The following is a 15,229-nucleotide window of genomic DNA, read 5'->3' on the forward strand; positions in this document are numbered from 1 at the left end:
TCAGATTTTTTTAAGCAAGTCTGGACTATGACGAACGCCCCTTTTCAAATTTTCACACATCAAAATGGACTTGTCAATGCGTGTTTGAGAGTTTTTGTAGCGAGAGATCATATAAATGATACCACGTTTTTTTCCCGCAGTAAAGGATTCAAAAATTTGAAATGCTTCATAGTCACTTAGTAAAACAGCATCAAGCTCTTCGGGCATTTCAACGCCATATTTGGAATCGTCCTCAAAGAATTGAAGTTGAAAATAATCGTTGGGAAAAACACCCAATTCCCTTTGATACCGCTTGCCAAACATCATATAATGAAGTCCTTTTCTCTTTTGAATAGCTCCGTGAAAGTCCAACGTTTTTCCGTCGAAACTTGCTTTTACTTTTACGCGTTTCAATTTTTTTTCCAGAAAAGGTTGAATAATATCTTCAGGAAGTAATAGAGAATAAAAACTCCCGGTAACTGAAATTTCAAAAGGTTTGCTTTTTAGTTTTGGCAATGGTTTTAGTATTTAATTTCCGTCTTCCGTCTTCAATCAATCAACTCCGTAATCACCTGCGTCTCGCTGTGCAAGGTTTTATGAACCGGACATTTATCCGCAATCTGTAAAATACGAGCGATTTGTTTTTCTTCCAAATTTCCAGTTAGTTTAATCTCTCGATGAAAAGTGTCAATTTTGGCTGTATCGTCCTCACAATTTTCACAATCCACAGCATGTGATTTTCCATAGGAGGTATGTACTTCAATATTTTCTAAAGGCCATCCTTTCCTACGTACATACATTTGAACCGTCATCGCCGTACAAGCGGATAAACCCGCGGAAACAAATTCATAGGGTGATGGACCAAAATCATTACCGCCAAAAGAAATAGGTTCATCGGCATTCATGTAATGATTACCTACTTTCATAGCGGTAGTAAATCCGTCTTCGGCATCAAGACTGGCAACTACCTGATGTTTTGTTTTTAAATTGGACTCATCAGGAATCTCAACATAGCGTTGCGCCCAACCGGCAATAACCTCTCCGGCATATATCGAATCTTTTTTATTCATTAGCAGATGGTCTGCTCCATCCAAGGATACAAAACTTTTTGGATGCCGCGCAGCAATATAGATTTCCTCAGCATTTTTGATACCAACGGTACTGTCTTGAGGCGAATGCATTACCAATAAAGCTTTTCTAAGATTTTGTGCAGTTTCCGGAAGTGATTTAGATTCCAAATCATCTAAAAACTGTTTCTTGATGGTAAAATCGCGTCCACTTAAATTCACAACTGCTTTTCCGGATGTCTTGATTTCTTCTATTCCACTTTTTAACAAATGTTGCACATGGCTTGGGTTTGATGGTGCCCCAATTGTTGCAACTGCTTTTACTGATTCAATTTCAGAGGCCGCAAAAATTACTGCTGCACCTCCTAAAGAATGACCAACTAAGAGGGTAGGGGCTTGGTAATCTTTTTTGAGATATTCGGCTGCGGCAACTAGATCTTCTACATTTCCTGAAAAGTTAGTGTCTTCAAAGTCGCCTTCGCTTTCTCCAAGTCCTGTAAAATCAAAGCGTAGGACTCCAAAACCCTTTGAAGTCAAAGCTTTTCCAATATTTTTTACAGCAGATAAATTCTTATTGCAGGTAAAGCAATGCGCGAAAATTGCATAGTTATGAGGATGTTGATTTACTGGAAGCTCCAATCTTCCTACTAAATTTTGCCCTTCTTTATTCTGGAATGTTACTTTTTGCAAGTTCATATTGTGTTGTATTTTTTGTAGAAACTTCTATTGGCACCACGGCAAACTGCAACTGCCTTCTGAATTACTCCTTAACCTTTTTTCGTAAGTCGGGATTATAGAAGACTCCTATCTGCAATCGGTCAAAATTTGCGCTGGGGAAGTGATTCTTCAAATACCCAATTTGAACACTTGTATTCTTAAAAACATTCGCGCCTATTGCTCCATACAATCGATTTTGACCATAAACAGCATCCTGTAAATTCAAAAAAATTTCGTCATAGAAATTCAAAAAGAATACTTTACTTAAAGGATAAGTTACTTGAAGACGATAACGTGCGCGATGCTGGGTATCTTTTCCACTGAAATCTTTATCATTTATGAAACGTTGTTCTAAACGATAACGATGTTCAAATTTGAACTGACCTACTGTATTTTTTAATATAAATTGTTCAAATATTCGATGTTCGATGATGTTGCTGTCAGCTACTTCGGCATCGATTCCTAATATTCTGAAATCCTCAAAAGTCGGGTCAGTTGCGATATAGCCGTATCCAAAGGTGGCTATGGCATTTTCATTTATGTGGTAGTTCAGTCCAGTTCGCAACAGCAGCTGATTGAAATTTTTGCCATTTTCATAATATCGTAATTGCGCCTCTGTATGAATGCTTAGTTTCTCAGACACTTTGTTTGTGCCAAAATACATATGCCATGAGCCGAGTGTATCATCTCCAATTTGTTGGGCTAAGGTTGAAATTGTAAAAAATAGGGCAAGTAGTAATACTGTTTTTTTCATAAATAATTAATAAGTCTTTATTCTGTGAGGTCGGACGGAGTCGCAACCGGTGTCCTAGGTTCTCGACTCCGCTCGAAGTGACAGATTTGTTTAAATGTCTGTTTCTTTTGTCATGGACTCTCCATCTTCAATAGGAACTCCTTTATCACCCTTAAGATGAACATCTAAAAACTTCAAGGCTTCACTATAGGCCTTGATTTGATTTTCCTTTTTAACGAACCCATGGCCTTCGTCTTCGAACAATACATATTCAACTGGAACGCCATTTTTACGAACGCCAGCAACAATTTCGTCAGACTCTACTTGAAGGACTCTAGGGTCCTTTGCACCTTGTAGTACGATTAAAGGTTTAGTGACTTTATCCGTGTGGAATAAAGGAGAGATTTCACGCAATCTAACGGAATCGGCGCTATTAGGGTCGCCTAATTCTAAGTACAAAGCTTCTTTTTGTGCTTCCCACCATGGCGGTATGCTACGTAGGGTACGAATCCAGTTGGTTACGCCAAACAAGTTCACTCCAACATCGAATTCTTCGGGAGTAAAAGTCAAGGCGGCCATGGTCATATAACCCCCATAAGAACCGCCAACGATTCCTATTTTTTCACCATCGATTTCAGGTTGCTGGGCCAGCCAATCTTTGCCAGCAATACAGTCTTTTAAATCTTTGTCTCCGTGGTTGAGGTCATCCATTTTATAGAAAGTTTTTCCATAGCCGCTGCTTCCTCTATTATTAACGGCCAACACCGCATAACCGTGATTAACCATGTATTGTAAAAATGAATTAAATCCTTGACGCGATTGCCCTCCTGGACCACCATGCACCCAAACCATTGCGGGCACTTTGGTTTCTGCTGATGCTTGATGTGGTAGGTAATAGATAGCAGGTATCTCTAAACCATCAAAAGACTTGTAACGTACTACTTCTGCACGTACCATATCTTGACCCTGAATTTCATCATTTAAAACGTCAGTTAATTTGATTTGCTCTTTAGATTCCAAGTTATATACGTATAGGTTGGAAGGGGTATGAGAGCCTCCAGCATAGAATCGCATCCATTTTCATCATCTGAAAAACCAACGTTGGTAATTGCCATACCATCAAAAGAAGGCAAGTCTATATTTTCACCGGAAGCGACATCCATAACCTCAATGGTATTTTTGGCATCTTCGTTAATATAGGTGACTTGATACGTTCCATTTTCAGTGAAATAAGACCCCATGATATCCCAACTTTTCGTCATGACCTTTTCGCTAGTTTTATTAGTAATATCGTATTTCATCAGCTGCGAAAATTCATTGCCGTCATCAGAAGTGTAATACAATGATTTTCCGTCAGGAGAAAAATCTTCGGGACTATTACCACTCTGATTTGTATTGATTTTGGTAAATGATTTGTCTTCCATACCATAAAGGAACAAATCTGCATCGTTAGTGTTTATAGGCTTTATGAGCGGAAGATACTTTTTGTCATCCGACAATCCGCCTAAAAAATAGCCATCATTGTTTTGATATAGCATTTTCGGAGTGAATGTTTCCAAATCCATTTCATAGAGGTCAGTGAAACGTTCATCTCTTTTGTTGGATGTATAATAGAATCCCTTCTTATCATCAGTCCATCCATAAAAACTGGCTCGTTTTCCTTCATCGGGAGTCAAATCTTTATGAGTCCCATCAACATCTCTTAGATAAATGTGATAGATTTCATCGCCATTACCATCCATACGGAAAAGCATACGCTCATCTTTTGGAAAATAGGATATACCAAAAACTGACGCACTATCGGATTGGGTGACAGGCATCATTTCTCCTCCAGAAGTGGGCACGGTGTACATATTGTAAATTCCAGAGCGATTGCTAGAAATCAACATTTTTGATTTATCAGGTGAAAAACTACCGCCACCGATAGCTTCGTTATCCATCATCTGTTCGATGGTGTAGGTTTTCATCGTTTCCGCTATGCTCGGCTCGACGGGCTTTTCTTCTTTACAACCCCAAATTAGGACGATTGCACATAATACTACTAGTTGTTTCATGATGTTTGTTTTTTGTTAATGATTGTTATTAAAAGGGTGTCAGATGCTCGATGCACGATGAAAGATAACATCGGGCTTCGTGCATCCAACATCCAAACTTTTCTAATTCATACTAAAACTCTTAGTTTCTTTAAAGGGAGAAACTTCCAATGCTTCAATTGATTCCCGATAACCTTTCCAGCGGTCTGAGAAGAAGCTATTGGTTTTGTTCAAGGCATCTTTCAAATCATCCTCGGCGTATTTTATTAAGTTCTTTTCGGTTTCGGTCAAGCCTGTTTTTCTAGTTTCCGTGTAATAACCAGCATTTCCGATACGTTGCATAACGTTGATTTCCGGGTTCCTGGTAATCCCCTGGCGTTTGTCTTCTTTTCCAATATACAATGCTACAACTGAGTCAATCGCTTTTACGATATCCGTAGAAGCTTTTATTTGGTCTTTGTACTTCTTCTTATCCATTTCCTTCAACTCTTTCGCGTACTTGTTAGCAACACTTTTGCTCTCGTTCAACTGTTTAACGGCATCTGAAGCGGTTTGTGTCATAGCCATGATTTTGTTTGAGGCCTCATATATCTCATTTACGGAATTCATATCAACATTTAATCGTGGGTCTGTTTTGATCGTTATCATAGTTTCATCCGTTACATCTCCGTAACTCATTCTGACCTTATAGATTCCTGGTTTGACGCTTCTTCCACCGCGCTCGTTCTTACGTTTGCTTATTTTTCGAGAAGGTCTGTCCGGTCCTTTCTCATCCATACCCCAGTAAATCCTATGGAAACCTGCTTTTTCCGGAGTTTTGAATTTTAGTGTTCGGATAACTTTATCACCACTTAGTAATTCGAATTGAACGGAATCTTTTTTCTGTACTCCTGTTAACTCTTCTTTTTCAGAACTTGACGGTGCTGAACTCGTTTCAGCATCTTTTTCATCTTTATCAGAATCCTTCTCCGGTTTGTCTGCTTTCTTCTTTCCTTCTTTGAGATAATAGGTAATCATCGCACCTAATTTACGGTTCTCCGCATTGTATAAAGCATCACCTCCAAAACGACTTCCGGTGGGTTGTTGAATGGCAGCCTGATAAGCTGTTGGAGGAGTAAACAATTTGGCATCGGCATTCAAAATGGCCTTGTTCGAAGCAATTTCACGAAGAGGGCGAATATCATCAAGCACCCAAGCGGCACGTCCGAAAGTACCGATTACCAAATCATGTTCTCTAGGATGGATAACCATATCCTTTGTAGAAACTGTTGGGAAACCTTCGGTCCATTTTTGCCAGTTTGCTCCGGCATTGAAGGAAATATATAATCCGTCATCCGTTCCTAAGAACAATAGGTTTGCATTTTCAGGGTCTTCAACGATTGACAAAGTGTAACTCTGAACGTCATTTACGTCTACGATTCGCTCCCACGTTTTTCCGTAGTTTCTAGTGCGATAAGCGTAGGGGGTATAGTTGAATCTTCTGTAATCATTCGCAATTAATAGCGCTTCCCCTTTGTTTTTATTGGAAGCCTTGATTTGAGGAATCCAACTTCCTGCGGGTAAACCTTTAATGTTTTGAGTAACATCAGTCCATGTTTCTCCACCATTTTGGGTATAATGAACACGTCCGTCATCTGAACCTGTCCAGAGCATATCTTTTTCCAAAGGAGAAGGCTCAATCACTAAAATCGTCGTGTGATTTTCTGCTCCAGTAGCATCCATACTTAAACCACCGCTTTCACTTTGCTTTTGTTTTTCAGGGTCGTTGGTAGTCAAATCTGGAGAAATGACTTCCCAAGTCAGTCCTTTGTTTGTGCTCTTATGTACAAACTGACTTCCGAAGTATACAGTACTTATATCGAAAGGGTCTTGGCCGATGGCTGCATTCCAGTTAAAACGAAGTTTGGTTTTCGCATCTGGTGGAGTAGGGCGGACGATATAGTTGTTCCCCGTAATATGGTCATAACGCTGCACAAAACCTTGCTGGCTCATGGTATACCCATACTGGGAATTCTCTAAATCAGGAACGACATCAAAACCATCACCGAAACTAATTTCTTGCCAGTAGCTGTTACGAATACCTTGTCGTTTCCAAACGTAGGCAGGGCCCCGCCAAGAACCGTTGTCTTGCATACCTCCATAAACATTGTATGGAAATTCATTATCCGTGGCAATATGATAGAACTGCGCTACAGGAATGTTTCCAATAAAACGCCATGACTTACCACCGTCTTTTGAAATGTTGAATCCACCGTCATTACCGTTTAAAATGAATTGTCCATTGTCCGGGTGTATCCAAAAAGCATGGTGGTCAGGGTGTACGCCGTTGGTGACATCATTACCATAGGCATTCATGAGCTGCTTAAAGTTTTTACCGCCATCTTCGGAAACATTGATAAAGGTAAATACCGAATAGACCCGATTTTCATTCTGAGGATCTACATAAATCTCAGAATAATAAAAGGGACGATTACCGATATCGGACTTGTCATTTATCTTTTTCCATTTAAAACCACCATCTTCTGATTTGTAAAGCGCATTCTTTTTGGCCTCAATTAAAGCATAAACAATATTGGGTTTTCCAGGAGCAATCGCGATTCCAATTCTTCCCAAATCTCCTTTAGGGAGTCCGTCTTCTTCGGTTAATTTCTTCCAATTTTTTCCACCATCATGAGTCATATAAAGTCCGCTACCTTTTCCTCCAGATTTAAAAAACCATGGGTCACGTTTGTGCTCCCACATAGCGGCTATCAGTTTATTCGGATTCGTTGGATCCATCACTAAATCAGCTACGCCTGTTTTATTATTCACAAACAAGACCTTCTCCCAGGTCTCACCGCCGTCAGTGGTTTTATAAACGCCACGCTCAGGATGTTCACCCCATGGTGAACCAATAGCACCAACGTAAACCGTATTCGGGTCTGAAGGGTCGATTTTTATTCTATGGATGTGCCTTGTTTTTGTGAGTCCCATCGCCTTCCAACTTTTACCACCGTCTAAAGACTTATAGACACCAAAACCACCATTTAAACTATTACGAGGATTTCCTTCTCCTGTTCCAACCCAAATCACGGAGGGGTTCGATTGCTGAATGGCTAGCGCACCAACAGAAGCGGTTAACTCTTCATCGAAAATGGGTTCCCATTTGATACCGCCTGAGGTAGATTTCCAAATACCACCAGAGGCAGTACCGACATACATAATATCAGGATTGGAATGTACAGCATCAATGGCTGTAACACGTCCGCTCATACCCCCAGGACCAATGTTTCTTGGTTTGAGGTCTTGGACGAGTTCCATGTCAAAATCTTGTGCAAAAGCAGCTGTTGCGACAAAAAAGAATACTATTGATTTAAGTAAATACTTCATTTTTAATTTTTGAATTAGTTGGTTATAATTTTATTGATGACCTAAATGGCAGCCGCATCCGGGTCTTGTGAAACTTTGTGCTTCTTCATGCCAAGGAAAGGCTTCGCTGTATTTGTTATTCTCCCACCAGAAATTACTTCGACTTGTATCCATATTGCCAATTTCATTCATGGTTGCTGTATCATATAATCTGCCATTCACCATAGTATAGGTAACCGTTTCGGTGTTTCTGATATCTTCCAAAGGGTTCTTCTCTAAGACGATTAAATCCGCTAATTTTCCTTCTTTCAAAGATCCGATTTCATTCCCAGCACCGATATAATTGGCACCGTTAATAGTGGCCGCTTGTAATGCTTCCATATTGGTCATACCTCCTTGGTGTAGCATCCAAAGTTCCCAATGGGCACCTAAACCTTGTAATTGTCCATGTGCACCCAAATTAACTTTAACACCTTGGTCTGTTAGCGCTTTTGCGGTTTTGGACACTAAAATATGTCCGTTTTCATACTCTTCATCAGGAATCATAGTCCGGTAACGCGAACGTGCATCTACCAAGGCTCTAGGCGTATATTTCAATAGTTTTTCATTTTCCCAAACCTTATCTTTTTGGTAAAAATAGTATTCCCCATTCATACCTCCGTAATTTACAATTAGCGTAGGGGTATAGCCCGATTCACTGGTTTTCCAAAGTTCTAGAACATCTTTATAAACAGGGGCTACGGGTATATTATGTTCAATACCCGTATGGCCATCCATTAGCATGGTCATATTGGTATAAAATGTAGAACCTCCTTCAGGAACGACATTGATTCCCAATTCCCTAGCAGCCTGCATTACTTGCTGTCTTTGTTCGCGACGTGGTTGATTGTAGCTTTTAACGGATTGCGCACCATAGGCTTTTGTTCTTCGAATTGATGAACGTGCATCTTCCAAACTATTAATAGGAGCTTTGAAATCCCCATCAGCCCCGTACAGAATGATTCCTGTGGAATAAATTCGAGGGCCCACCATCTCGCCACTTTTAATGAGTTCAGCCATGGCAAAAATGGATTCTGAATTTGCGGATGGGTCATGCGCCGTGGTTACCCCGAAAGCCAAATTCGCATAGAGTTGCCAATGTTTTTGCGTGGTTAGTCCATAACGGAAGCCACCTATATGGGCATGTGCATCAACAATTCCTGGCATAATAGTCTTACCGGCAACATCGAATATTTTCGAATTGGCGGGAATAGAAACTTCAGCGCTACTTCCAATAGCTTCTATAACATTTTGGTTGACAATAATAGTCCCATTTTCTATTACCTCACCTTCCTCCATAGTAATGATTCGCGCATTTACAAAAGCCACCCTTCCTTTTGGTCTGTACATTTTTGCTAATAAACCTATCGGACTTCCCACAGAATCCATTTTGGCAACTTTTTCAGGAGAACCGGGTAGAAAAGTATACCGGTTTTTGATGTCGTTTGAAAAATAAGCATCTCCTAAGGTCCAATGAATCGTTTTGCTATCCGCCGACCAATGCAAATTGATACCCGCATCTTTTGCGATTTGAGATACGGGAACTACCGTCGATTTATTGTCTAAATCAACTTCTTTTCCGTTCAACAACAAAGGTGCTATGTAGGCTTTATGCAAGTTGGTAAAAGCAATCCATTTGTTATCGGGACTCGGCACTAATCGATTCGCATACTTCGATTTGATATGCGTCTTTTCATCATCTCCATTAAGGTTAACGGACTTCAACTTTTTGGTAAGCTCGCCAAAGTAAGTACCACCCGTTTGGTAAAAAACACGATTTCCATCAGTGGAATACTGTGGATATTCTCCCTCTTTGGTCAAACGTTTTAAGTTGTCTCCAGTTCTGGAGATGGTATATATACCTGCATTTTTGCCAAAAGCCAATCCCTGGTCCCCATTTCCGGATTCCTTGTGGAATACAATTGATTGTCCTGAAGGGCTAAAAGCAGGATTCCTAAAAATTCCATTTTTCTTGGTCAGTTTTGTTGCCGTACCACCTTGAACTGAAATTCTATGTACCGCACCTAAATTGGTATCGTTCCAAGTTACATAAACCAATTCTTTTCCATCAGGGGAGAAGGAAGGCTCAGCCTCGAAGTCCGTTGCCTTAGTCAACCGCTTCGGTTTTCCGTTGGGCAGTTTTTTTGTCCATAGATGTCCTAAGGCATTAAAAGCCATTGTTTTTCCATCGGGAGAAGTAACGGCATGCCGAATCACCTTTGCATCAAATTCATCGGTATCAACAGGATTGTTGAAGTGCACTCTTTCTGCAATCTTAATGTCTGCATCAACACTAAAAGGAATGTTTGTCACTGTAAGTGTGCTCACATTTATTTTGTGCAACTGCCCTTTATTCCAAAAAACAATTTCTTTGTCATCGGGAGTCCAGCTGTAGTTCGGGTAAATTCCAAAAATTGCCCAAGCCTCTTGCTGGTCTTTGTTTAAATCATCGAACAGCGGCCATTCTTCGCCTGTTTCCAAATCGTGTAAGTACAATACGGTTTTGGTGCGGACACGTTTTACAAAAGCCATTTTCTTCCCATCTCTTGAGAGCTGTGGGCGCGCAGCTCCACCAGGTCCTCGGGTTACGGTAGCGGTTTCACCAGTTTCAAATTCGTAACGTTTTATGGTATAAATCTGTTTGTTCGGGTCTTTGTTGTATTGGAAAAACCCGCCCGGATAGACATCTTCACTATAATACAAATATTTTCCGTCAGGAGAGATACAGGGTTCATTGACGTCTTGTTGGTCATTTTTTCGTTTGGTCAATTGAATTCCCGAACCTCCTGAATGATGGTATTGCCAAATTTCCCCTGCCCCTAATGAACGCTGGGAAGTGAAATGCTTTCGCGCCACAATATAGTTGCCGTCAGGAGTCCAATAGGGATTGTTCAACAGGCGAAATTTTTCTTTGGTAACTGCTTTGGCGTTAGAACCATCAGCGTTCATGACCCAAATATTATCCCCGCCACCAGCATCACTAGTAAAAGCGATTCTTTTGCCATCGGGACTAAAACGAGGTTGTACTTCAAAAGGAATTCCGCTGCGCAATACTTTGGCTTTTCCGCCTGTAATGGGCATCGAATAAATATCACCTAGCAAATCAAAAACTAGTGTTTTCCCATCAGGACTCACATCAAGGTTCATCCAAGTACCTTCATCAGTAGAAAATTGATGGTTTTTGTAGTTGAAGTCTTTTCCCGGGTTGGTAACATCCCATTTGTTTTTATCCTCTTTTTTCTCTTGTGCAGTAAGAAAAATAGTAGCACTAAGCAGTGCTAAGAGCAAAAGCCTTTTGGTCATTTTAGATTGAATTAATTAGTCGGATTAAATATAGGGAAAAGATTCAGGGGATTTCTTAATGCGGTGTTAAGAACCTGATGGTATTTATCTTGCTAAGAAATAGCATAAATGTATTGTTATCTCCCAATTTGGTTGTACAACACTTATATTTATGATGTTATAAACGAGTTAGGTGTTTATTGAAGACATGCTATAGACTAAATTGAAAATAGATAATTAAAATGCTAAATAAGTTTGGATTATCACGACATATTCCTGAGGCAATCAAAAGAGAAGTTAGACAGTCATGTGGTTATGGATGTGTTATATGTGGTAATGCTATTTACGAATATGAACATATTGACCCTGAGTTTCATAAAGCTAAAACACATAGTCCAGATAAAATCGCTCTACTTTGTCCTACCTGTCACTCATATATTACAAGAAAAATATGGTCGAAAGACAAAATTTTGAGTGCAAGAATTAATCCCATTTGCAACACCTCAGGTTTTTCAAAATTTGAAATTGATATTGACCCAAATAAAGAATTTGTTGTAACCGTTTGTGGAAATACGTTTATTCAAACATCAAATATTATAGAAATAGATGATAAAACTATTTTGTCAATACTACCTTCTGAAGATATTCACAACTCAACACCAAGAATTTCAGCGTCCTTTTTTGATTCAAACAATAACGAATTAGCTTGGATTTCAGATAATGAATGGTTCGGTTCTGCAAATGCATTTGACATTCAGACTATTGGAAATAAAATATCTATACGCGAGAAACTTGGAAAGTTAAGTCTAGAGATAAAATTTTTACCACCAAATAATATTGTTATCTCTAAAATCAATTTAACGTATAACGGAATTAGTTTAGTAGGTAATAATGAAAAATCTTTTAGAATAATAACATCCAATTCAGAACTTGAGGTTCCAAAAGGCGAACCCACCCCAAAAAAGGTTCCGTTTTGGGTCTCTGTTAAGGGAGTCAAAATATTTATTGGTGCCACGAATGTAATTAAATATGAAAACTTAAAAGGACAAAAATTTAGCTTACCTGGCTATTATGAGATTACTGAATCAAAATTAGAAATTAAAAAGAAAATAGGGCAAGTACAACCGACTCTAACAAATACTGGAAGTAAAGAAGGTAGTGGAATAGGTATTCATTATGACCTTCCAGATAATGAAAAAATAATTAAACCTATCAGTCTTACTAAAAGGCAAAATGATAATGAATCCTGCCTATGTGCCAGTAATAAATTATTTAAAAATTGTTGTAAACAGTATCATGTTAAGCTAGAACAAATTTTGAATTCGTCTTATGAATTACAACAGTACAATTTTGAGATTCAAAAGCTCTACAAAAAACAAATTAGGTATACGTTTGACGAAAATTTACAAGGTCACATTTCATTTGGACTAAGTAAAGAAGCTATAGAAATTAAGTTAAGACGTGAAACAGGCTTAAACCTATCACAATTGGCTTTTGCATTCATTGGAGCTAAATACTATCATCTTGGATACTTTTCTGCTCCAACTATTTACAATGATATAAGACAAAAGGTAATTAGTGAATTAAGCCATAATTTATTTCACATACCAATTGTTGCAGAAATGTCAAGAAAAGGCTTTTCAAGCCAAGATTTTTTATCACCATTTTTGTCAAAACTAAAGGAAGTATTAGCACAAAGAAGCGAAAAACATATAGAAGAATTGCAATTAACAAGAATACATTATGAGGCAATTACTTTATTAAGAATCAATTACGAAGGGTTTCATCTTTCTAGAACCCGGAAACACCAAATAGAAGAACTGTTTCAGTTGAAATCTCCAATTTCATTAAAATTAAGTAAAGAGCTAATTAATATTATCAATAAACTCAATCCATATGAAAAAGAAGGTAATTACATAGCTAATCTTGAATGTATTTCTTACCTCAATGAGAACGAAGAAAACAAAAAAGCACATGATTACACACCAAATATTTATGATTCCTATATTGAAAAGTTAAAAAACACACCTAACAAAACTTCCCATGAAGAACCCTAGTCCAGTTCTCTAAATAAAAAACAACCATGCACACCATCCTTGGCGCAAACGGCATCATTGGTGAAGAACTCGCCAAAGAGCTAAGAGCCAATTACACCGACGAAATCAAATTAGTAGGGCGTAACCCGAAAAAGGTACACCCAGATGATGTTTTATGCAAAGCTGATTTATTCAATATCGAAGATGTCCATAAGGCTTTAGAAAATACGGAGATTGCTTATATGACGGTTGGTTTGCCTTATACCTCCGAAGTTTGGCTTCGTGATTGGGTCCGTATTATGGAGAATGTCATTGAGGGCTGTAAAAAGCAAAATTGCAAGCTGGTCTATTTTGATAATACCTATATGTATCCTCAAGATGCGGCTGTTCAGACAGAAGATACTCCGATGAGTTCTTCAGTTAAAAAGGGTATGGGCAAGAAATTAGCGGCTGAAATGCTCTTAAAAGCAATGGCAAACAAGGAGATAGAAGCGCTCATTTGCCGAGCACCCGAATTCTATGGTCCCGGGAAAACAAAAGGTTTTACCAATGCCCTGGTTTTTGGAGCTTTACTAGAGGGCAAAAAACCAAAGGTGTTTCTTAATGATAAAGTACTTCGAACTTTGATATACACTCCAGATGCGAGTAGGGGAATGGCATTACTGGCGAATACTCCAGATACCTACGGGCAAACTTGGCATTTACCCTGTGATGATAATCGATTGACGTATAAACAGTTTATGGCTGAGATTTCTCGTCAGTTAGGAAGGGAAATAAAGTATACGGTATTGCATTCTTTTGTGCTTAAAATTATGTCCTTTTTCCACCCGATGATAAAAGAGATAAAAGAATTATTCCCTAGATATCAAATCGATAATATTTTTGATTCTTCAAAGTTTAAGGCACGATTTCCTGATTTTGAGGTTACTAGCTACACAGAAGGAATTCGAAGTATTCTTCAGGATTATAAGATAAAATAGTGCTTTACCTGTTCCTTCCCCAGAAAGGGGAAGGTGGCTTGCAGTGCGGCGAGCAAGACGGAAGGGGTTAAACTCGTGAGGTTTTGGGATTTGGTGTATTTTAAATTTGGTTGAAGACTTAGTAGGGGTCTTTTACTTAAGGTCTATGATATGTTTAAAGGCTTGGTCTCAACCCCTTCCGAGCTTTGCCTTCGGCTCGCCCACCTTCCCCTGCTAGGGGAAGGAACTTTTGACGAGTAATTGTAACAAATTACAACTCCTTACGTCTCACTAATATTCCCTAAAAAAGGGAATAGCATTTTTCCGTAGGCAACTATGAAGGAAATTCTTGCGTCTTATAATCATCAATCAAAAATTAATCATCATGAAACTACGACTTAGTCTACGTGTCGGCATTACCGCTGTTGTCACTCTTTTAATTTGGGGCCATATTACATGGGACCTTTTTCACGGCGGAATTCCCACACACTATCTCTTGCATGACAATAATTTACCGGGGATCCCCAATTGGTTGGGCGGTTTGGTCCTTCCTTTTTTTACTTGGTTTTTGCTTTATCGTATACATAAGCGTATAGATGGCCCAGCAATACCGGTGGCATCGGAGAGTTTGAGAAGGGTAATTATGAGATTCTTATTAGCCATGGCAATAGCCATAACTATTTCTTTTTTCTTCACTTTTGAAATTGATGTGATAGAGTACATTATGCTAGGCATATTCCTCCTTGCCTTTATATTCCCGCTATACAAATCAGAATATCTTTTGGGTTGGGTGATAGGTTCTGCCTTTACTTTTGGGGCAATCATCCCAATAGGCTTTGGAAGTATTATTGCTTTGATGTGTTTTGTTTTCTATAAAATATCAAGAGCTGTTTTAGGTTTGTTTCGCTCAAAAATCAAGTAGAACTTCAGGGCCTTTTGAACAGAAATACGGAACCACCCATTTCTTGTACTCCGATTAATTCAGCTATGGTGTCTTTTTAAACTTATAAATTAGGTTTGGTATTTAAAAAAAACC

At 38.9% G+C, this 15,229-nt stretch carries 10 protein-coding genes; 3 read left to right on the forward strand and 7 right to left on the reverse strand.

The genetic code is table 11. The features are described from left to right. The 7 genes from FEE95_RS10310 to FEE95_RS10335 form a co-directional block, all read right to left on the reverse strand. A complete protein-coding gene (locus tag FEE95_RS10310) occupies positions 1-495 on the reverse strand; it encodes a YdeI/OmpD-associated family protein (protein ID WP_138657864.1) in 495 nt (164 codons plus the stop codon). Positions 496-527: 32 nt separating this feature from the next. Continuing rightward, positions 528-1,742 (reverse strand): bifunctional alpha/beta hydrolase/OsmC family protein, encoded by a 1,215-nt coding sequence (locus FEE95_RS10315; protein WP_138657865.1) that lies wholly within the window; start codon positions 1,740-1,742, stop codon positions 528-530. Between the two features lie 64 nt (positions 1,743-1,806). Next, complete coding sequence (locus FEE95_RS10320) at positions 1,807-2,517, reverse strand: DUF2490 domain-containing protein (RefSeq protein ID WP_138657866.1); 711 nt, start codon at positions 2,515-2,517, stop codon at positions 1,807-1,809. Between the two features lie 90 nt (positions 2,518-2,607). Next, positions 2,608-3,516, reverse strand: a complete 909-nt coding sequence (locus FEE95_RS22325; RefSeq protein WP_238474553.1) for an alpha/beta hydrolase family protein — start codon at positions 3,514-3,516, stop codon at positions 2,608-2,610. Further along, a complete protein-coding gene (locus FEE95_RS22330) occupies positions 3,489-4,550 on the reverse strand; it encodes a TolB family protein (protein ID WP_238474554.1) in 1,062 nt (353 codons plus the stop codon). The genes FEE95_RS22325 and FEE95_RS22330 overlap by 28 nt, the downstream gene beginning before the upstream one ends. Positions 4,551-4,652: 102 nt before the next feature. Continuing rightward, a complete protein-coding gene (locus tag FEE95_RS10330) occupies positions 4,653-7,898 on the reverse strand; it encodes a VPS10 domain-containing protein (RefSeq protein ID WP_138657867.1) in 3,246 nt (1,081 codons plus the stop codon). Positions 7,899-7,928: 30 nt separating this feature from the next. Continuing rightward, positions 7,929-11,219 carry an amidohydrolase family protein gene (locus tag FEE95_RS10335; RefSeq protein ID WP_138657868.1) on the reverse strand — a complete coding sequence of 1,097 codons (3,291 nt, stop codon included), beginning with the start codon at positions 11,217-11,219 and terminating at the stop codon, positions 7,929-7,931. 221 nt (positions 11,220-11,440) lie between these two features. Here FEE95_RS10335 and FEE95_RS10340 point away from each other — a divergent pair, with 221 nt between their 5' ends. The 3 genes from FEE95_RS10340 to FEE95_RS10350 all read left to right on the forward strand — a co-directional run bounded on the left by FEE95_RS10340 (position 11,441) and on the right by FEE95_RS10350 (position 15,115). Next, complete coding sequence (locus FEE95_RS10340) at positions 11,441-13,255, forward strand: HNH endonuclease (protein ID WP_138657869.1); 1,815 nt, start codon at positions 11,441-11,443, stop codon at positions 13,253-13,255. 26 nt (positions 13,256-13,281) lie between these two features. After that, complete coding sequence (locus FEE95_RS10345) at positions 13,282-14,214, forward strand: NAD-dependent epimerase/dehydratase family protein (RefSeq protein WP_138657870.1); 933 nt, start codon at positions 13,282-13,284, stop codon at positions 14,212-14,214. 364 nt (positions 14,215-14,578) lie between these two features. Then, positions 14,579-15,115, forward strand: a complete 537-nt coding sequence (locus FEE95_RS10350; RefSeq protein WP_138657871.1) for a hypothetical protein — start codon at positions 14,579-14,581, stop codon at positions 15,113-15,115. The last annotated feature ends 114 nt before the right edge of the window (positions 15,116-15,229 follow it).

This window comes from Maribacter algarum (ex Zhang et al. 2020), from assembly GCF_005885635.1.
Classification (GTDB): Bacteria; Bacteroidota; Bacteroidia; order Flavobacteriales; family Flavobacteriaceae; genus Maribacter_C; species Maribacter_C algarum.

Bases quoted from the DNA above. Each gene is read 5' to 3' on its own strand.
- FEE95_RS10315 (WP_138657865.1), bottom strand. From the start codon at position 1,742: ATGAACTTGCAAAAAGTAACATTCCAGAATAAAGAAGGGCAAAATTTA.
- FEE95_RS10320 (WP_138657866.1), bottom strand. From the start codon at position 2,517: ATGAAAAAAACAGTATTACTACTTGCCCTATTTTTTACAATTTCAACC.
- FEE95_RS22330 (WP_238474554.1), bottom strand. From the start codon at position 4,550: ATGAAACAACTAGTAGTATTATGTGCAATCGTCCTAATTTGGGGTTGT.
- FEE95_RS10330 (WP_138657867.1), bottom strand. From the start codon at position 7,898: ATGAAGTATTTACTTAAATCAATAGTATTCTTTTTTGTCGCAACAGCT.
- FEE95_RS10335 (WP_138657868.1), bottom strand. From the start codon at position 11,219: ATGACCAAAAGGCTTTTGCTCTTAGCACTGCTTAGTGCTACTATTTTT.
- FEE95_RS10340 (WP_138657869.1), top strand. From the start codon at position 11,441: ATGCTAAATAAGTTTGGATTATCACGACATATTCCTGAGGCAATCAAA.
- FEE95_RS10345 (WP_138657870.1), top strand. From the start codon at position 13,282: ATGCACACCATCCTTGGCGCAAACGGCATCATTGGTGAAGAACTCGCC.
- FEE95_RS10350 (WP_138657871.1), top strand. From the start codon at position 14,579: ATGAAACTACGACTTAGTCTACGTGTCGGCATTACCGCTGTTGTCACT.